At 69.4% G+C, this 18,901-nt stretch carries 11 protein-coding genes and 1 pseudogene; 8 read left to right on the top strand and 4 right to left on the bottom strand.

Annotation, left to right across the window (positions count from 1 at the left end; all coding sequences use genetic code 11):
- Window positions 1–396 precede the first annotated feature (396 nt).
- Window positions 397–3,933, top strand: coding sequence for a protein kinase (locus tag ACBJ32_RS06330; protein WP_375125865.1), 3,537 nt, complete (start codon window positions 397–399; stop codon window positions 3,931–3,933).
- Window positions 3,934–4,181: 248 nt separating this feature from the next.
- On the opposite strand, the gene ACBJ32_RS06335 is transcribed toward ACBJ32_RS06330, so the two are convergent.
- Window positions 4,182–4,889 (bottom strand): sulfotransferase family protein, encoded by a 708-nt coding sequence (locus ACBJ32_RS06335; protein WP_375125866.1) that lies wholly within the window; start codon window positions 4,887–4,889, stop codon window positions 4,182–4,184.
- Window positions 4,890–5,972: 1,083 nt separating this feature from the next.
- On the opposite strand from ACBJ32_RS06335, the gene ACBJ32_RS06340 reads away from it, so the two are divergent.
- A complete protein-coding gene (locus tag ACBJ32_RS06340) occupies window positions 5,973–6,422 on the top strand; it encodes a hypothetical protein (protein WP_375125867.1) in 450 nt (149 codons plus the stop codon).
- 250 nt (window positions 6,423–6,672) lie between these two features.
- Here the strand turns inward: ACBJ32_RS06340 and ACBJ32_RS06345 are convergent, their stop codons facing one another.
- Window positions 6,673–9,801, bottom strand: coding sequence for a BTAD domain-containing putative transcriptional regulator (locus tag ACBJ32_RS06345; RefSeq protein ID WP_375125868.1), 3,129 nt, complete (start codon window positions 9,799–9,801; stop codon window positions 6,673–6,675).
- A 106-nt stretch (window positions 9,802–9,907) separates the two neighbouring features.
- Between ACBJ32_RS06345 and ACBJ32_RS06350 the strand changes: the two genes are divergently transcribed.
- Window positions 9,908–11,050 (top strand): serine hydrolase domain-containing protein, encoded by a 1,143-nt coding sequence (locus tag ACBJ32_RS06350; protein WP_375125869.1) that lies wholly within the window; start codon window positions 9,908–9,910, stop codon window positions 11,048–11,050.
- A 309-nt stretch (window positions 11,051–11,359) separates the two neighbouring features.
- Window positions 11,360–11,747, top strand: a pseudogene (locus tag ACBJ32_RS06355) (HAD family hydrolase); the annotation flags it as partial.
- Window positions 11,748–11,977: 230 nt separating this feature from the next.
- Here the strand turns inward: ACBJ32_RS06355 and ACBJ32_RS06360 are convergent.
- On the bottom strand, window positions 11,978–12,508 hold the full coding sequence (locus ACBJ32_RS06360; protein WP_375125870.1) for a hypothetical protein: 531 nt from the start codon (window positions 12,506–12,508) through the stop codon (window positions 11,978–11,980).
- 63 nt (window positions 12,509–12,571) lie between these two features.
- Here ACBJ32_RS06360 and ACBJ32_RS06365 point away from each other — a divergent pair, with 63 nt between their 5' ends.
- A complete protein-coding gene (locus tag ACBJ32_RS06365) occupies window positions 12,572–13,048 on the top strand; it encodes a MarR family winged helix-turn-helix transcriptional regulator (protein ID WP_375125871.1) in 477 nt (158 codons plus the stop codon).
- Window positions 13,049–13,496: 448 nt separating this feature from the next.
- Window positions 13,497–13,955, top strand: coding sequence for a hypothetical protein (locus tag ACBJ32_RS06370; RefSeq protein ID WP_375125872.1), 459 nt, complete (start codon window positions 13,497–13,499; stop codon window positions 13,953–13,955).
- Between the two features lie 478 nt (window positions 13,956–14,433).
- On the opposite strand, the gene ACBJ32_RS06375 is transcribed toward ACBJ32_RS06370, so the two are convergent.
- Window positions 14,434–15,870, bottom strand: a complete 1,437-nt coding sequence (locus tag ACBJ32_RS06375) for an alpha/beta fold hydrolase (protein WP_375125873.1) — start codon at window positions 15,868–15,870, stop codon at window positions 14,434–14,436.
- Window positions 15,871–16,147: 277 nt separating this feature from the next.
- On the opposite strand from ACBJ32_RS06375, the gene ACBJ32_RS06380 reads away from it, so the two are divergent.
- Both ACBJ32_RS06380 and ACBJ32_RS06385 read left to right on the top strand, forming a co-directional pair.
- On the top strand, window positions 16,148–17,317 hold the full coding sequence (locus ACBJ32_RS06380) for a serine hydrolase domain-containing protein (RefSeq protein ID WP_375125874.1): 1,170 nt from the start codon (window positions 16,148–16,150) through the stop codon (window positions 17,315–17,317).
- A gap of 118 nt (window positions 17,318–17,435) precedes the next feature.
- The gene (locus ACBJ32_RS06385) at window positions 17,436–18,797 is read left to right on the top strand and encodes a sulfatase (RefSeq protein ID WP_375125875.1); all 1,362 of its coding nucleotides are present in this window, start codon (window positions 17,436–17,438) and stop codon (window positions 18,795–18,797) included.
- Window positions 18,798–18,901: the final 104 nt, after the last annotated feature.

Consider the following 18,901-nt stretch of genomic DNA (forward strand, 5'->3'; position numbering starts at 1 on the left):
CCTCATGGCCACCGGGACGCCGGCCTGGGACAGGCGAAATCGGAGGCGGGCGAGCGGTCGCACCGGCCAATGGGAGTCCGGGCAGCGGGGCCGGCATGGTACCGATGGCGACATGTGCCTGGAGCCGGGGAGCAGTTCACGGCGGCCGAGCGTTCGGGCCTTCTCGATCGTGAGGCGCTCGAAATGCGGCATGCGAGGATGAACCCACCGAACTCGGGCGGGCGGATCTTCATCACCATCAGGGACATCTCTTCCCCTGGACCTCACGTTCCAGTCGCCAAGGTGTCCACGTTCAAGAGGGCGGCCCGATGACGAGCCGGGGGCTTGCACCGGCCAACACCTGGGAAGTCGGGGTGATTCGCGAACTTTGTGGTGGCACGGCATATCCAAGATCCCGTGACACTAATCGCTGGAGATCCGCTGCGGATCGGAGATTACTGGCTGGCCGGACGGCTGGGGGCGGGCGGCCAGGGTGTGGTCTACGAGGCCTACGACCGGACCGGGCGCCGGGTGGCGATCAAGATGCTGCACGGCGTCGACGTGGGCCTGCTCAAGCGGGAGGCCACCGCGGCCCAGCGGGTCTCCTCCTTCTGCACGGCGGCCGTGATCGAGGCCGACCTCACCGGACCGCGGCCGTACCTGGTCAGCGAGTACGTGGAGGGGCCCAGCCTCGGCTCCGCCGTACGGAACGGCAGAAGCTTCACCCCGGGAGAACTGCACCGGCTGGCGACCGGCGTCGCCACCGCGCTGACCGCGATCCATGACGCGGGCGTGATCCACAGGGACATGAAACCGGACAACGTCCTGCTCGGCCCCGACGGCCCCCGCGTGATCGACTTCGGTCTGGCACGGACGTTGGAGATGTCGCTGACCGCGACCGGGCTGATCTCGGGAACACCCACGTACATGGCGCCAGAGGTGTTCACCGGCGAGCGGGCCGGGGCGCCCGCGGACGTGTTCGCGTGGGGCGGGATCATGCTGTTCGCCGCGACCGGCAAGGACCCGTTCAAGGCCGAGACGCTCGGCGCGGTCATGCACCAGGTCATGTCGGCCGAGCCGGATCTCACCTGCCTGCCGGAGCCGCTCCGCCCGCTGGTTCACGCCGCGCTGCGCAAGGACCCGCTGGAGCGGCCCACGGCCCGCGCCCTGTTGCTCGCCCTGATCAGCGGCGACGGGCAGCTCGACACGGCACGGCTGCTCGCCGAAGGCGGCCGTGCGTCACACCTCGCGACGCAGGCGCACGACCCCGGCCTCGGCCCGCTCGCCGAGGAGGCCTACGGCCTGCTCGGCCCGGCCGATCGCGAGCAGGCGGCGAAGGTGTTCCTGCGGCTGGTGACGGTGGACGAGGACGGAGAGCTGTCCATCCGGCGGGCCCGCCTGAGCGAGTTCACCGAAGCACAAGGAGTGCTGCGGGTCTTCGGCTACCTCCTGGACATCAGCGGCGATGAGGTACGGCTGGCCCGGCCGGCCCTGCCGCACGCGTGGCCCCGGCTGCGCCGCTGGATCGAGAGCAACAGGGACGGAATGGCCGCCCACCGTGAGATCCTGTCGGCAGCCCGGCGATGGGACGAGCGCGGTCGGCGGGACGGCGACCTGTTCGCCGGGCAGTCGCTGGACAACGCGCTGCAGTGGGCCGCCACCGGCCGCAAGGACATCTCGCTGGCCGGCTTCGAACGAGACTTCCTGAACGCGGGCGCCGCTCTGGGCCGCCGCAGGGCGCGCAGGGCCCGGCTGGTGTCGCTGAGCCTCGCGGTCCTGCTGGTTGTCTCGCTGGCCGCGACCGGTGTTGCGGTGTGGCAGGGCAAGCTGGCCGACGACCGGCTCCGCGCGGCAGAGGCGGCCAGGATCGCGGTGACCGCAGGAGCGATCCGCGCCACCGATCCCGAACTCGGCGGGCTGCTGAGCGTGGCCGCCTGGCGGCTCGACCCGACCGCGCAGACCCGCAAGGCCATGAACGGCTCCCTCGCCCAACGCGAGAGCGGCATGTTCCAGGATCCGGCCGCCCAACCCGGCACGATCCGCACCCTCAGCGCCGACAGCCGGACGCTGGTCAGCGTCAGCGACAACGAGGTGCGCCTGTGGGACGTGGCCGGCCGCCGCCAGATCGGCACGTGGAAGCTGGACGTCAAGGGCACGCCGATCGACATGGCGCTGAGCCCGTCCGGTGCAGTCCTCGTGCTCCTGACCAGCAGGGGCGTGCACGCCTGGGAGGCGAAGACAGGCAAGAGCAGGCGAGCGTGGTCGTTCCGCCGCGCCATCAGCGGCGAGCAGTTCGATCTGGCCTCCGTCCGCTTCGGCACGGTCGACCGCTATGTGATGGTGCGGCAGGGAGGAGAGGTCTTCACCCTCTGGGACCTTCGGACAGGACGCACCGCGCAGCTCCCCGGCTACTGGAACGGCGCGATGACCCCAGACGGCTCGGCGATCTACATGCAGTACCGCAACACCAGGCGAATCGGCAGATTCGCACTGCCCAGCCTGAAACTCGCCGGCACCAGGCCGGAGCAGGAGTCGTGCGACTCCTGCTCCGGTCCGCTGGCTGTCACCAAGGACGGCCGGCTGGTCGAAGCACTACCGGGACGGCGGCTCGGCGTGGCCGACCTGAAGGACCCGACGGGCTTCTCGACCGACGAGTTGATCGGCATCGGCCCGACCCCATGGAATCAGGGAAGCCTGATCTTCAGCCACGACCAGAAGCTGTTCGCTTCGGCGACAGACGACCAGATCCAGCTCTGGCGGGACGGCATGCTCCTCACCGCACTGACTGTCCGCTCCGCACCAGACCCTCACCAGTGGTCAGCCGGGGTCATGTCGCCGCAACCGCGATTCGACCCCGACGGGAAGACGCTGCGCTACCTCAGCGAGGACCGCGTGTTCTCCCTGGACTTCTCCGCGCTGGCCGCACCGGCCGACCCCGAATCCGACACGGCCGCCATCAGCCCCGGCGGCAAGCTCACAGTGGAACTGCTCAACACCGACTCGAGCACCGACGCCTACGTGCGGACGACGCAGAAGCGCGAGCTGCTCCTGCGTGACGGAGCCACAGGCGAGTTCGACTTCACCGGCGCCGCCTTCAGCCCGGACGGCAACGTGATCGCGCTGACCACCTTCGAGATCAACGAGACGCCGCGCGGCGACGTCGAGAACATCAGCCGCCTGCGCATCCACGACGCCGTGACCAGAAAGGAGATCAAGCGGCTCACCGTGAGCGACGTCGGCCAAGCGTTTCTGCGCGGCGTCAGTCCAGACGCCGGCAAGGTCGCGGTGGAAATCCACCTGGCGGACGACTCGACGAAGTCCACACTCCAGCTCTGGGACTGGAAGGCCGGCCGCGCGCTGTGGTCGGTCAACCTCACCAGGCTGACCGACGTCGCCTTCAACGGCGACGGGACTCGGCTCGCCGTGCTGGCGCAGGACCCGGACATCCTGCACGCCGCGACGGGCAAGCACGCAGGCCCGATGCTTCGCGCCATCGGCCGGGCGACCACCCTCACCCACGCCGCGTTCACCCGGACCGGCCTGCTCGTCACCGCGGACAGCCGGGGACGCCTGACCGTCTGGAACCAGGACGGCTCACCCAGAACGGTCATCACAGGCACACCCGGCACGCCCACGGCGCCGCTCGCCGTCTCTCCGACGGAGGACCTGGCCGCCCTGGTGGGCGGCGACGGCCAGGCCCGCCTCTACGACCTGACGCTGGGCCAGTCCATCGGCGCGGTTCCGGACGACGACCGCGGGGCCGTCCAGCGGGTGGCTTTCACGCCGGACGGCACCCGCCTGATCACCTTCGACCAGTTCGGCGCGCGGCACGAGTACCCCGTGGCGCCATCGGCCGTGGCCGACGCCCTGTGCGGCCGGTTCGGCCGGACGCTCACCGAGCAGGAGTGGGCGGCCCACCTGCCGGACATCCCATCGGTGGAGGTGTGCCGGTGATGGGCGCGGCACGGCCAGAGAATCGACCTTCGGGAGCCTCGCGGGAGCACAGTCATCCGGTCCGCGACCCCGCTCAACGCCGGCGACTGGGTGGCGACGATGATCGTCCGGGCGCCGCCCAGCTGCCGCAGGGACTCGATGATCAGCTGCTCGGAACGAGCGTCCACATGGCCCGTCGGCTCGTCGAGCAGCAGGACGGCGGCGTCGCGGAGCATCGCGCGGGGCGAGGGCGGCGCGCGTCCGGGGGTTCAGCTCACGCGGTGGAACGGCAGCCCGATGTTCTCCCCCTGCAGCAGCCTGTCGATCGACTGCTCCATCACCTTGCTGTCGTTCAGGTGCGGGAACGGCTCCTCAGCGGGGACGTCCACTCCGAGGAACCGGCACAGCGGCTCCCACCCCTCCCGCACGTCGAACACCAGCAGCCGCTCGGGCGGCAGGCTCGCCTTCACCGTGGCCACGTGCCGCTCGAACGCCAGGAGGCTGTCCTTCTCGTCGAGAGGCTCGCCGAAGGCCCGCTCGCTGCCCAGCCCCTCCCGGATCATGCGCTCGAGCAGCGGGCGGGTGGTGTTCATGTTCTCGACCAGAGGGGCCATCTCCGGTGCGAGCTTGTCGGCCTGTAACCGCGCCGGCCCGTTGGCGATGAGCGCCTGCATGCTCGCGATCCAGGTGTGCGGGTCGCGTACCGTGAGGACCACCTTGGCCTGCGGGTAGGCGTCGGCCAGCTCGCGCCAGAAGAACGCGGCCGGCCAGTCCACGGCGGAACGGAACCCCTCGAGCACGTGGTCCCAGTCCGGCACCACGTCATGGCCGGCCAGCGGCGCCCACCGCCGGGCACGATCGGGATCGGACCCGACGTCGAACATGTGGTGACAGGGCCCGAACCCCAGCCGCTCCAGCGCCGCCTTCATCGAACTCGTACCGGTGCGCGGGAAACCCGCGCCGATCACGGTCAGCATGGTGCTCCTCCATGGTGTCGGCTGCCCCGATCATGGTGCCGCGACCATGGCCCTGGCAATCCTCGCACTTCTACGGCTGCGTGCTCTCTCGTGCCCACAGGTCCACCACGAGATCCACCCCCAAGGGCGTGGCATACGCGACGGGGTAGACAGGAGCGATTCCCCGAGAATCCATTTGCAGCCGCTGCGGCCGTAGTCGTAGCGCGGATGGCTTGGAACGACGGTTCCGCTCACGCTGTTGGGGATGGCGTGCAAGCCGCCATCCCCGCCGTTGCAGGTGTCTGAGCTTTATCGGTACCTTTCGAGCAGAGAGTGGAATGGCCTCTGCCGTGCCCTGATGATGACTCTGACTGGCATACTTGCGGTACATTTCTGGTACATGACCTGAGTATTCCGGCCGTGTACCGTCGGGTGCTTTGCTCTGCCGCAGAACCTCGGCACAGTGGAGGCGATGATGATGGCCATTCGTCGGTTCGGTCCGCGCCGTACCGGAGTGATCGCTCTCGCGATCGCGACGGCGGCGATCGGAGCGGTCGCCTTCACCGGCCACGCACAAGCGGGTTGACCCTCCGGGTTCCGGGATCTGGCAATTCAAGGTGACCACGCGGTGTTGACCCACGCTCTTCGCACGTGAGCATGGCCTGAGAGCGGCGGCAAAGCCGGGTGACCAGGCATATTCCCTGCATATTTCACGGTGCTACCGACGCGTGCCACGATCACTCCTGTGAACCCCGGTCCGGGAGGGCTCGCGTCAAAGGAATTCGAGCATGACGAATCGTCGTTAGCGGCCATAGGCGCTCCGGAGGCTGATCTCCGTTCGAGACCCGCCCCGGTGTGATCGGAAGCCCCATTGTCATAAGAGATGACAACATCCGGCACCCCGGTGCCGCCTGTGACGTAATCCCCACCTTCGAAAATGTCCACCACCGGGCCGATTACGGGTGCTACTGGAGCGGGCGAGGCACTGCCCTGCACGGGACGTTCCCATTCGGGACCTGACGCTCAGACAACGCCCTCCGCACCATCTCTTGCAGTTCTCGTCCCGGTCCTCGTACGTTCCCACTGATCGCAAAGGAGTTTCCCATGAACAAATACATGAGGGTCGCCCTAGTGGCAACGGTCGCCGCAGGATCCATGCTCGTCGAAGCGCTGCCGGCACAGGCTGCGAACCGGGACAACTGCCGCGGACAGGTCGCCGGCATCACCACCAGCGGCTCTGCCGTCGTCGCCACGTACGTCGTCGTATGCAACCGAGTCCAGGACCGCATCATCGTCTCGGCAGACGTCAACCGCCACAGCACCCCGATGACGACCAAGCGCCAGACGAAGACCTGTAACAACACCACCAGGTGTAGCGTCCATCCCCGGATTTCCAATCCCACCGGCAGGCAGCTGTTCTCCGGAGCGGTCTTCGCTGCGATCGCCGCTCGAGGCAGCTACATAGCGGGATGCGGGTATGTGGAAAGCGTGCTGCGCGGGGGCCTGGCCCTGGACGCGATCATGACCTGTAGATCCGCGGACGAGTCTCACTGACCAGCTCACTCGTGGACGTCGTGCTGAGGGCTCGGCTCGGACGGCCTGCGGCACGGAAAGATCGCCAGTCTCGGGATCATTGGCGACACCCTCGTCAGAGCCGGAGCCACAGCAGGTGCTTGACGGCGCGCAGCCTCCACCGCCGCAGCCGCCTTCTGCCACGACGCGCCAGGGCCCCGGCCACAGACCGCCATCCGGTCGGGCTTTCGGGGCCCATACCGACAGGGGCGGGCCGCTCTGGTCGTCCCGATCAGCTCGGTGACTCCATCCGGCTGTTGATCAGGTTGTCGACCGCTTCATGCCAGGGCATGCCGGCGCCCCGCTGATAGGCCCTGGCATAGCCGGTGCGGCCGAGCAGGTCCACGAGGGTGGCCACGAGCGCGCTCAGTTCCAGATCGCCGCGGTCGAAGGTGCCGCGGATGACCTCGCTCATGCCGAGCGCGGTGGCCGCACCCGCCGGATCGCCCTCGAGCAGCAGCAACCGGGCCAGGAGCTGGGCGGCCAGCGGAAGGTCCATGTTCACGTGTGCCGCCTGGACGGCGCCGGGCAGCGTCTCGCGCGCGCGTGTGGCGTCACCGGCAGTGAGGAGGTTCGCCGTCCTGGCCGGCAGCAGCAGGCTCTGGCTCGTCTCCGCGGGAAGGGACAACTCGCGGGCGACCCTCTCCAGCCGGTCGAGTTCTCGATCGGCTCGGTCGATCTTGCCGCAGCGGCGGTACAGCTCCGCCGAGCAGGCATGGACCTGGATCTCCAGCATGGGCTGACCGCGCTCCCAGGCCGCCTGTTGCGCGGTTTCGAGGTCATGCACAGCGCCCTTCAGATCGCCGGCGCGCATGCGCTCCGTGGCGAGCCCGAGCCGGGATGAGATCTCCTCCTGCCAGGCCAGGCCGGTGCTGATCGAGATGCTGCGCTCGTAGTCGGCGACCGCTGCGTGGTGTCGGCCCTCGACGGCGTGGATCTGCGCCGTGCCGTTCAGCATCATCGCGGTCCACCACCGGTCGCCCACCTCCTCGAACGTGCGCAAGGCCCTCGCCGCCGCGCTCGCGCCGCCCACCCAGTCTCCGCGGGTACGGCTGCGCAGCGCCTCGACCAGGTGGGTGTGCGCGATCGCCCAACCGTCCGAACCGTCCCGGACCCGGGTGATCTCCCGGTCGACCAGGTCGTCCAGGCCGGCCATGAAGGCCGCCGTCAGCGTCATGGTCAGCAGCATCGGAAAGCGCAGCAGCGCGCCCGTCCGCGCACATTCCTCGACCGCCGCCCGCAACTGCTCGGCGTCTCCCTCACCGGCCAGCAGGTGGATCGTGGTGAACGCGGCCCTGGCCGCCGGGGGCAGCGCGTCGCCGTACTCCAGCACCCTGGTCACGTAGCCATCGGCCCGGCCGTCATAACGCAGCGTGTCCCAGTACCAGTACAGCGAACCGAGGATCCGGGCCGCCGCCTCGGCGTCGCCGTCGTCGATGGCCGTCTGGAGGGCGTACAGGAGGTTGTCATACTCGAGGTCGAACACCCGCAGCGACTCCATCTGCTGTCGCGAGCGCAGCAGCGGCTCGTGTCGCTCGGCCAGGCCGGCGTAGCGGCGCGTGAGCTTGTGCCGTACGGCTTGGTGCTCCTCGGCGGAGCGGAGCTGGCCGGCCGCGTAGGCCCGGATGGTCTCCAGCATCCGATAGCCGTCACCGGCCCGCTCCACGATGGACTTGTCGACCAGGCAATCCAACAGATAGGCGACATCCTCCACGGAGTCATCCGAACACACCGCCGCGATCGGGCCGAGCCCCGTTCGCGCCGGAAAGATCGACATCCGGCGGGCGAGTGTCCGCTCCTGATCGGTGAGGAGGTCCCAGCTCCAGCCGATGACCGCTCGGAGCGTCTGCTGCCGCGGTTCGGCCGTCCTGTTGCCGGTGTCGAGCAGCCGGAAGCGATCATCCAGCCGCCGGGAGAGCTCGTCGGCGTTCATCGTGCGCAGCCGCGCCGCGGCCAGTTCCAGGGCGAGGGGCAGGCCGTCCAGCCGGCGCACGATGTTCACCACCGGGCCCGCCGTCGATTCGTCCAGCGCGAAGCCGGGCCGTACGGCGACTGCCCGATCGAGGAACAGCCGTACCGCGCTTGCCTGCGCGGCCCGAACGGGATCGGCGTGTGCCGGGGGCAGGGCGAGCGGAGCCAGCCGGCACAGCGCTTCGCCCATGACTTCCAGCGGCTCCCTGCTGGTGGCCAGGATGGTCAGGGCCGGCAGGCGCTCGAGCAGTTGCCAGGCGAACTCGGCCACGGCTTCGGAGATCTGTTCGCAGTTGTCCAGGAGGAGCACGCCCTCGCCACCGGCCAGCAGGGTGACCGATCGATCAAGCGGCGTCCCCGGCGGCAGGGGTTCCGTCGTGGCGATCGTGCCCAGCACCGCCTCGGGCAATCCGTCCGGCGTGTCCACCCCGGCCAGGGGGACGAGCCAGACGCGGCCTCGCCGATGGGCCCGATGCCGGCTCGCCGCTTCCACGGCCAGGCGGGTCTTGCCCACTCCTCCGGGACCCACAACCGTGACCAGCCGCGAGCTCTCCAGCAGGCCGGCGAGCAGGTTCAGCTCCTCCTGCCGGCCGACGAGGCCGGTCAGCGGGGCTGGCAGCCGGCCTGGTGCCGCCCGGGAGCGCTCCGGCAGCTCGCTCTGGCCGCGCAACACCGCCAGGTGCGCCTTGCGCAGTTCCTCGGAGGGGTCGACGCCCAGCTCCTCGGCGAGCGTGCGGCGCACCTCCTCGAACAGGGCCAGCGCCTCGAATTGACGGTCGGCCGCGTGCAACGCCCGCATCGTCAGTACGGCCGGCCGTTCGCGCAGCGGATGTGCCGCGGCCGTCGCCTGCAGATCGGCCAGGATCTCCACGTGGTCGCCCAGTAGCAGCTTCGCCTCGAACCAGTCCTCGGTGGCCGCGGTGCGCAGCTGCTGCAGGCGGGCGGCAGCCGTACCGGCGAAAGGAGCGTCGAGTACGTCGGCCAGCGCGTCGCCCCGCCACAGCGCCAGCGCCTCACCCAGCAGCGCGGCCGCCTTCCGGCCGCCACCGGCGGCCAGTTCGCCGCGACCCTGCTTGGCCAGCTTCTCGAAGCGGTAGGCGTCGACGTCCTCGGCGCGTACGTGCAGTCGGTATCCACCGGAGGCCAGCTCGACGACCTCGCTCTCGCCCAGCGCCCGCCGCAACCGGTACACCAGCGCGTGCAGCGCTCTGACGCTCTCCCGCGGCGGACGATCGCCCCACAGCCCGTCGATGAGCGAATCGACGGGCACCACCTCGCCGCCCGCCAGCGTCAGCCTGGCCAGCAGCGCACGCACCCTGATCCCGCCGACGTCAATCGACGCCCCGCCATCGCCAAAGGCCCGCACCGGCCCCAGCACCTCAACCCGCATGGCCACCAGGCTATGAGGACCCGCTTACAGCGACCGAGCCGCCTGTCGTAGCGCTGTAAGAGGGCTGTCACCGCCGGCCCGCATCGTGGAGAACGTCAAACGACAGATGCGTGAAAGGCATGACATGCAGGACAAGACGCAGCAGGTGCTCGAGTGGGCCGTCTCCGAGGTGGACATCCCCGGTATCGTCGCCGAGGTCAAGAACCCCGACGGCACCACCTGGTTCGGCACCGCCGGCGTCGCCGATCTGGCGACCGGCGCCAAGCGGGTGCCGGGGGAGCTGGTCCCGATCGGCAGCGGCGACAAGGCCTTCATCGCCAGCGTGATCCTCACCTTGGAGGCCGAGGGCCGGCTGGACATCGAGGACCCGATCAGCAAGTGGCTGCCCGGCGTGCTGGACACCGGCGGCTACGACGGCACCAAGATCACCATCAGGCACCTGCTCAGCAACACCGGCGGCCTGTTCTCCACGGGCCTGGCGCCGGAGCTGGTGGCCAGATACACCAGCCGGTCCAGGTTCGACCAGCACCGCTTCGACGCCTGGAGCCAGCAGGACCTGCTGCGCCTGGCGGTCTCCCAGCCGCCGGTCGGCCAGCCCGGTGAGCGCTTCATCTACTCCAACGGCGGCTTCGCCGTGTCCGTGGCGCTCATCGAGAAGGTCACCGGCAACACCTACGCCCAGGAAGTCGAGCGCACGGTCTTCCAGCCGCTCGGCCTGAGCTCCAGTTATGTGCGGCCCGAAGGGGAGACCACCTTCCCCGGCCCGCACCCGCGCGCCTACTCCACCCAGTTCTACAAGGACGGCGTGGACCCGGCCGACGTCACCCCGGACAACTGGGAGTCGATGGTCGAGGAGCCCGGACTAGCGCCCCTGGACGTCACCGAGTTCGACACCTCCTGGGAGCCCGGCAACATCGTCTCGACCACCAGTGACATGCTCCGGCTCATCAGCGCTGTGGCCAGCGGGTCCCTCCTGCCGCCCGCGCAGCACCGCAAGATGTGGACCACGGTCTCCACCGAGGGCGCCAACTGGCTGCCGCACACCCGCTACGGGCTCGGCTCCTTCGAGCTCGACCCGGCGATGACCGGCGGGATCACTGTGCGCGGTGTGGCGGGCAGCTACTGGGGGCACATGTTCGGCGCCCTGGCCACGCCCGACGGCGAGCGCGCGGTCGCCTTCCACACCAACACCGAGGCCAAAAGCTGGGAGCTGCTGTTCAAGCTCGCCCGGACGGGTCTCGCCGGCTGAGGCACCGGGGCTGCGCGTACTCACACGGAGGCGCGCGCCGTCCGGGGCGCGCGCCGGTACTGGAGGGCAATCCCTCCAGGTCAAGCCCGCCCATCAGGTGGCCGGCCATGAGGACGACCAGGTCGTCGCGGCCGGGCGCCGCAGCGATGCAGCGACATCGCCCCGGCGCCGATCTCGGCGGCCACGCGCCGCTTGGTGACGGCCTTGCGCGGCCTGGACCTTCAGGTGCCACCGGCGACGGTCTGCGGCGTGCTCGGGCTCAACGGCCCGGGCACGGCCACCGCCCTACGCATCCTGGCGACCCCGCCCGATGCGAAAGAGGCAGTCGTACGAACCGTGACGGTGCTGGTCATCGCCTGCCCTCACGCTCTGGGCCTGGTCATCGCCCTGTCCACGGCCGTCGCGGGCCAAGGCCGGCATCCTCGTCGAAGACCGTCTCACGCTGGAGCGCATACGGACCATCGACACCGTGTCGTTCGACAAGACGGGAACCCTCACCACGGGCACTCCCGCACTCACCTCCGTCGCCATCCACGACGGCTTGAGCGGACGTGAAGCGCTCGACCTGGCCGCAGGCATCGAAGGCGACAGTGAGCACCCCCTGGCCCGGGCGATCGTTTCCGCGGCGGCGCACCCGGCCGCGGCCGCCGGATTCCGGCCCCTGGCCGGCCGCGGGGTCCAGGCCGTCGTGAACGGCCCTGTGACGACGGCCACTTCGTCCTTCACTCTCATGGGGGTGGCCCCGTGCCCCCGCGCTGCACCAGGAAACGGGCGGCAACTGCCGACGCGGCTCGAGTGCGGGGGAGCGGACACGGTGGCCGCGGATCCCAGCGAGGCACCCATCACGTAGGAAGTGCGGGTGATTTGCCCATCGGGTGACGCGCGAACCCGGCCGCCAGGGCTCGCCGGTCGTGGGTATACCGCGCGTCAGGCCGGCGCTGGACTGGCCGGTGCCGCCGGGTGCCGGGGATCGTCGCGGTGGAAAATCGCCAGGAGGGCGAACCAGACCAGGATCATGATTCCGGCCGGGCGCAGGAACTCCTCGGCGAGAAGGGTGCCGGCGAAGGAGTAGCCGGCGAGCCAGACGCCGGTGATGACGCCGACCACGCGGACTGCCCAGGAACGGCTGACCAGGGAACTCGCCACGATCCAGACGCCGGCGAGGACGTGGCCGCCGAGCCGGACCGCCCAAGCTGTGTCGTACTCGACTGCGTTGATCATGAGGATGCCGGCGAGTACGTCGAGCGCCACCCAGCCGTAGCCTGCGGCTTTGGCCCAGGGCGCCGCCTCCAGGCGCGATACCAGAAAGAGGATCGAGAGGTGGAAGAAGACGCCCAGGTATTCTCCCCATGCTACGTCTGGGTCCGTGAAGAAGGCGATCACGGCGGGGAGGAACAGCAGGAGGGGGAGCAGCGCCACCAGGCGCAGGCTGGCGTAGTGCCGTCGAGGATCGAGCATCGGAGAAGTCCTTGCACATCGAGCTATGTGGTCGGGACGAACACTAGAAAGCAGACTGTTGATATGTCAACACTTGGGCCGGGTGAGGCGACTGAGCTGTGGCTGCGGTGGAAACGCGCCCATGAGCTGATCCGTGCCGCCGTCATCGCCGAAACCACGGCGGCGTCCGGTGTCTCTGAGCCGGAACTGGGCGTCCTGGTCTGCCTGCACGAGTCCGGCGGGAGTCTGCGGCAGAACGCCCTCGCCGCCGCCCTCGGCTGGGATCGGACGCGGCTGTCGCACCTGCTGACCCGGATGGCCGACCGCGGCTACGTGGCCCGCGACAAGGTTCCGAACGGGGTGGAGGTCGCGCTGTGCCCGGCAGGCAGGCACTTGATCGACACGACGTTGCCGACACTGGAGATGGCCACCCGGCGTCACCTGCTGGACCGGCTCGGCCCGGACGACGCCAAGACGCTCAGGGCCCTCATCGACGGCCTCCTGTCGGGCGAAGGGGTGGCAGCCGAGGCCAAGACCGGGGCGCCCGATGCGGGGCCATGAGGGCCGGCACCCCTCCCCGGCCACCGCCATGCGCATGCTCCGCGACCACGACACCGGCATCGTCGAGCCGGACGAAGGAGCCGACAATGCGAGCAACGGTTGCAATCCCTCGCCGGTACACGAGCCGAGAAACTGTCCTCGGTCGTGATCCAATGGCGCGATTCAAAGATCAATTGAATACTGACCGTGTGGGATCGAAAACGGCCTCTGAGCTTGCCATTTCAGTTCCGACCTTCGCGAACGTCATGGATGGCGACGATAGAGGCGATTCACCCTTCAGTGGCTGTCTCTGATTCTCTCCGTTCTCCCAGAAGTGGATTGTTCGCCTGCCCGGTCAGGGCTGCCAAACAATTCTGCCGCTCCCATCCTGGTGGCCACAGGCCTCGGGACAAGCAGTCAAAGGGACCGCTTGCTGCCGGGGAACAGGAAGACAGGACGGGGTCTCGGCATGAGACGCATTCAAAAGGTCGGCGCGGCGCTCGCCGCCGCTACATTCGTCCCGCTGGGGTCGCTGGCCATGCCCGCGCCGGCGCAGGCAGCCGCCGCCTACCTGGAGGCGCAGTGCACCTATCCCTCCTCCAGGGGCAACTACGTCGCGACCCTGCGGGCGTACTACAACAGCACCTCCACGCACGATATCTTCAACCGGCTCAACTGGTACAGCCATGGCCCGAGAATGCAGACCGGCAACAAGGTCTACATCAGGATCCGCAAGCATCGGGCTGGGAGAAGTGACCAGACCCTCAAGAGCTGGTCCATCAAGACCCGCAAGGGCTCCGGAGGCCGCAGCATCGGGTTCGCCGTCAACCGCGGGGACCGCATCCACGTCGACCTCGATTTCTGGTTCGATCTCCCCCGCGGGGACTCTTACAGGTGCATCAAGCGCGGCCGCAGCCGCAGCATCTGACATTTCGCCACGGGGTCACAGGGGGAAGTCGCGGAGGTTGCGGCGTTGGTGGAACGCGCCCCCTTTTATCGGCCGCGTCGGCAAGCTGTCCGCCTGGCAGCCCGGCGCGATGCCGCGAACGGGGCCGTCGTGCCGGCCGAGCAGCACGCTGGCCACCGCAGTGCCGTGCGCCTCCGGGCGCCCCCGCCGGCGGTGGCCGGCCACAGGTCAAGAATCTGGGTCAGCCGCACGCTGGCGAACGCCAGATGAGCGTCATCGATGATCGCTCTACTCGCGTCCCGACGGGCAGGCGGCGATCTGGATCGCGGCCGTCCTGCTGTCCGCGAAACGATCAACCCGGCACTCAGCACAACAATCCGGAGGATGAAGAACAAGCTGAAAGTGCGTTCCCGGTGCCGCCCTCGCATCGAGGGTGAGGGCGACGCCTCGGGAAAGCGGACGCGATCGAGACGCGGGCCGATGTCGGTGTGCTGGGCTGTCAGCTCGGGATGGGGCTGCCGTCGCAGCCGCGGTCGATGCGGCCGGTGGTGAAGTACCGGACCACGTCGGCGGCGCATTCCGGCAGGCGGGTGACGGAGCCGTGGACGTCGTCGGCGACGGTGTAGACGGTGCCGCCGATGGCGCGCTGTGTCTGCAGCGTCCACTCATACGCTGACATGTACTCATGCAGGTGCCCGGACAGCACCAGCGAGCCCTTGCCGCGTTTGACCGGGCTTTCCTGTACGGGAAGCGGCCAGCCGGGACATTCCACTCCCAGCCCCCAGGCCCGGCCGGTCACCGGATGGCGCCTGACACGCTCCTGGTAGGCGTTCCAGGCGGCGGTGAAGGCGGGCCGGCCGGCGTCCTCGTTGCATTTGACCGCGCGGTTCATGGTCAGGTTCAGCGTCTCGGGCAGGCCGGGCACGGGTGCTGCCTTCGGCGGGCCGAGGAGTTCCTTGACGGTGGGCGGGGCGGTGGTGCCGGTCGCGTCACGCAGTTCGGTCAGGGCCCTGCCCGCTCGTGCCCATTCGGTGGAGTTGCGGCGGGCCAGGTCGGCGACGGCCGAGCCGTCGATGGGCCGTTGCAGGTCGGTGAACGTCTTCGGCGTCTTGTCGTGGTCGTGCACCAACCGCAGTACCGCGTCGCGTACCTGCCTTGTGGTGGATCCCAGGCCGTAGATCTCGTCGTTGCGCGCCAGCCAGGCCGCCATGCGGGCGAAGTTGCGTTCGGCGGCGGCGGCGCTGCCGGCGAGGTGGTCGTCCTGGCGGGTCCACGGCGGCGCGGTGCTGTCCAGGAAGACGCGGCCGGTGTTGCGGGGGTGGTTGCCGCGGTACAGCATGCCGAGGTGGGTTCCCCAGGACACGCCGAGCAGGTTGAGTCGGCGCTCGCCGAGTGCGGCCCTGATCAGGTCGAGGTCGTCGGCGACGTTCTCGGTGGTGAGCGCGCCGAGGAAGGCGGGGTTGGAGCGGCCGCAGGAGTCGTTGGCGGCTGCCTGGGCGTCGTAGATCTTGCGGGCCGTCTCCTGGGTGAGCGGTCCGGGCTCCGGCCGGGCGCCTTGCGTGGGCGGGCAGGCGACCTTGGTGCTGGCGCCCACCCCTCGGGGGTCGAAGCCGATGAGGTCGTAGCGCTCGTTGAGCTTGGCGATCTCCTCGTTCCTGAGCCGGATGCGCAGGACGGGATCGAGGTATCCGCTGTTGCCGGGCCCGCCGGGCAGGATGACGGTGGCGCCGAGCCGCCGTTTCGGGTCGGTGGCGGCGAGGCGGGTCACCGCGATGTCGATCTTCTGCCCGTCGGGGCGATCGTGGTCCAGCGGGACACTGACCGTGCCGCATCGCAGCCGCTTCATCTGGGCGCGGAAGGCCGGTAGTTGCTCCTCGGTCACGCCCATGGCCCGGACCACCTCGTCGGTGTAGGCGGGGCAGGGCTTCCACTCCACGATCGGAGCAGGCCGGTTCACGGTGGCCGCCGCGGGGGGCGGCTGCGCCGTTCCCAGAAGCGTCAGGCATACGAGGGCAGTCAGCCGGCGTACGGGTGCCGCGAAAAACGTCATGGCAGCCATCTCTACCGCAGCCCCTGTTTCCTCACGGTTTCCGTCGCCCCGCCGGCCGAAGGCCGGAAACAGGCAGGAAACCCCGCTTGGTCTAGGCATGAGCTCGAACGTCGCGGCCGGCGCCACCGCCGGACCGCGATTCCCTGACGGAAGGAACTCTCTCGTGAATCGTGCGACAGCGGCCGGCCTCGCCGGGCTGGCCTGCGCCATGCTGACGCTGAGCACCCTGCCCGCGGCAGCCGCGAGCCGGCCTCAGCTGGGCGACGTGCAGAAAGCGCTGGACACCCTGGCCAAGTCCCCGCAGGTGGTGGGCGCCATCGGCGAGGTCTACGTCGACGGCAGGCGTGTCGACAGGGGCTCGGCCGGCACCCGCCTGCTGAACGGCAGGGGCGGCAAGATCCCGAACGGTGCCCGCTTCCGGGTCGGCTCCCAGACCAAGCAGATGACGGGTGTCGTGGTGCTGCAACTGGTCAAGGAGGGCAAGCTGAAGCTCGACGACAGGCTCAGCGACCTGCTCCCGCAGGTGGCCGAGAAGGACCTGGTGGAACGGGCCGGCGAGATCACCCTGCAGCAGCTCGTCCAGCACACCTCCGGCATCCCCAACTTCTTCGACGACAAGCTGGTCGACACCTTCGACTTCACCACCCACTACCCGCCGATGGAGCTGGTGAAGAAGTCCCGTACCCTGCCCAGGGCCCAGGAGCCGGGTGAGAGGTTCTCCTACTCCAACACCAACTACATGCTGCTGGGCCTGATCGTCGAGAAGTACACCGGGCACTCCCTGGCCGCCGAGTTCGAGCGGCGCGTCTTCGATCCCGTCGGTATGGACGACTCCTACCTGCCCACCAGGTTCCCGGGCGGCATCAAGGGTCCGCACGGCCACGGCTACTTCCCCGACAGCACGGGCAAGCCGCGCGATGTGGACCGGCTGAACATGAGCTACGGCTACGCCGCCGGCGGCGTCATCTCCACCGCGCACGACATCAGCGCCTTCCAGCGGGCCTTCGCCCAGAACCGGCTGCTGCCCGAAGAGCTGAAGAAGGTGCTCATGGGACCGCCGAGAAGCGCGCCGCAGCCGTCCGGGCAGCCGTCCGGGCAGCCGTCCGGAGGTGGCGACGGCCAGCAGCAGCAGCCCGCGAAGCCGTGCGGGGGCGAGCCGGCGGTCATGTCGCTCAAGGGCAGCGCCCCCGGCTTCAACGCGGTCACCTTCACCTCGCCCGACGGCCGGATGCAGTTCGCCCTGTCGGCCACCCTGGCCGTCTCCAACCTCGACGAATCGCTGGATCCGCTCCTGGTCAAGGCCGCCGAAGCGGTCTTCTGCCCGCAGAAGTGACAAAAGACCCGAAACAGGGATAACAGCGAGGAAACAGCGACTCCGCCACGCTCTTGCCCTTACCGGATTCCTTGACGAAAGGGCAGGCCCAGTGACTGGAGTCAGCAGAAGAGCCGTATTGACCGCCGGCGCGGCGGCGCTCGCCGCGCCGGCGGTCGCCGCGAGCGCCGCGAGCGCCGCGTCCGCGCAGGAACGACCCTTCCGCGCCGCGGCGGGCACCGAACGGCCGGCGCGGCCGAACGTGCTGTTCATCTTCGCCGACGACCTGGGATGGGCCGATCTGAGCTGCTACGGCTCGCCGGACATCCGCACGCCCCACCTGGACGCGCTGGCCGCGGACGGGGTGCGCTTCACCCACGGCTACTCGGCCGCGGCGGTGTGCTCACCCACCCGGTTCGCGCTCTACACCGGCCGGTTGCCCGGCGGTTTGAGAGAGCCGATCAACCAGCCCGCCGAGCAGGACGGCATCCCTCCCGAGCATCCCACGCTGGCCTCGCTGCTCAAGCAGGCCGGCTACAGCACCGCCATGTTCGGCAAGTGGCACTGCGGCTTCCTGCCCTGGTTCAGCCCGGTCAAGTCCGGCTGGGACACCTTCTTCGGCAACCTCGGAGGCGCCATCGACTACTACTCCAAGGTCAGCGGCAGAGGCGAGGTGGACCTGTACGAGGGCGAAGTGCCGACGCAATCGCTGGAGTACTACACCGACACGGTGGCCGCGCACGCGGCGGCGTACGTCACCGCACATCGCGAGCGGCCCTGGCTGCTCAACCTCAACTTCACCGCCCCGCACTGGCCCTGGGAGGCGCCCGGCGACCAGGACGTCAGCAAGGACCTCACCGCCCGCATCAAGGCCGGAGAACCGGGAGCGCTCCAGCACGCCGACGGCGGCTCGCTGGGCACCTACCGCAGAATGGTCGAGGCCATGGACGCCGGCATCGGCAGAGTGCTGAAGGCGCTGACCGACAGCGGGCAGCGCGACACCACCCTCGTCATCTTCTCCAGCGACAACGGCGGCGAACGCTGGTCCTACCAGTGGCCGCTGAGCGGGTCCAAGGGCCAGCTCAACGAGGGGGGAATCCGGGTGCCCACCATCGCGCGCTGGCCCGCCGCCCTCGACGGCCGCCAGGTCAGCGACGTTCCCGTCATCACACTGGACTGGACGGCGACCATCCTGGACGCCGCCGGCGTACGACCCGCCGACAGCCACCCACTGGACGGGCACACTCTCCTGCCCTACCTCCTCGACGGAGCCCCAGCCCCGGACAACGCCCTGTTCTGGCGCACCAGCCGGGCCGGAGCGCTGCGCAGCGGCCGCTGGAAGTACCTACGCGCCAACAACGTCGAAACGCTGCACGACGTGCCGGCCGACCCCCGCGAACAAGCCAACCTCGCCAAACGCCACCCCGACATCCTCAACCAGCTCCGCACGCGCTGGCAGCAGATCAACGCCGGCCTGCTTCCCTACCCCACCACGCCCTGAATCACGCCGGGTTCGACGGAGACCACCTCAACCCCTTGCTGAACCCAAGGCCAGCGGAAAGCAAGCGGATCGGGCGCCCGCCGGCGGTCTGCTGACGGTTCCGT

Origin of the sequence: Nonomuraea sp. GTA35 (assembly GCF_041950525.1) — a bacterium.
In the GTDB taxonomy this organism is placed as follows: Bacteria; Actinomycetota; Actinomycetes; order Streptosporangiales; family Streptosporangiaceae; genus Nonomuraea.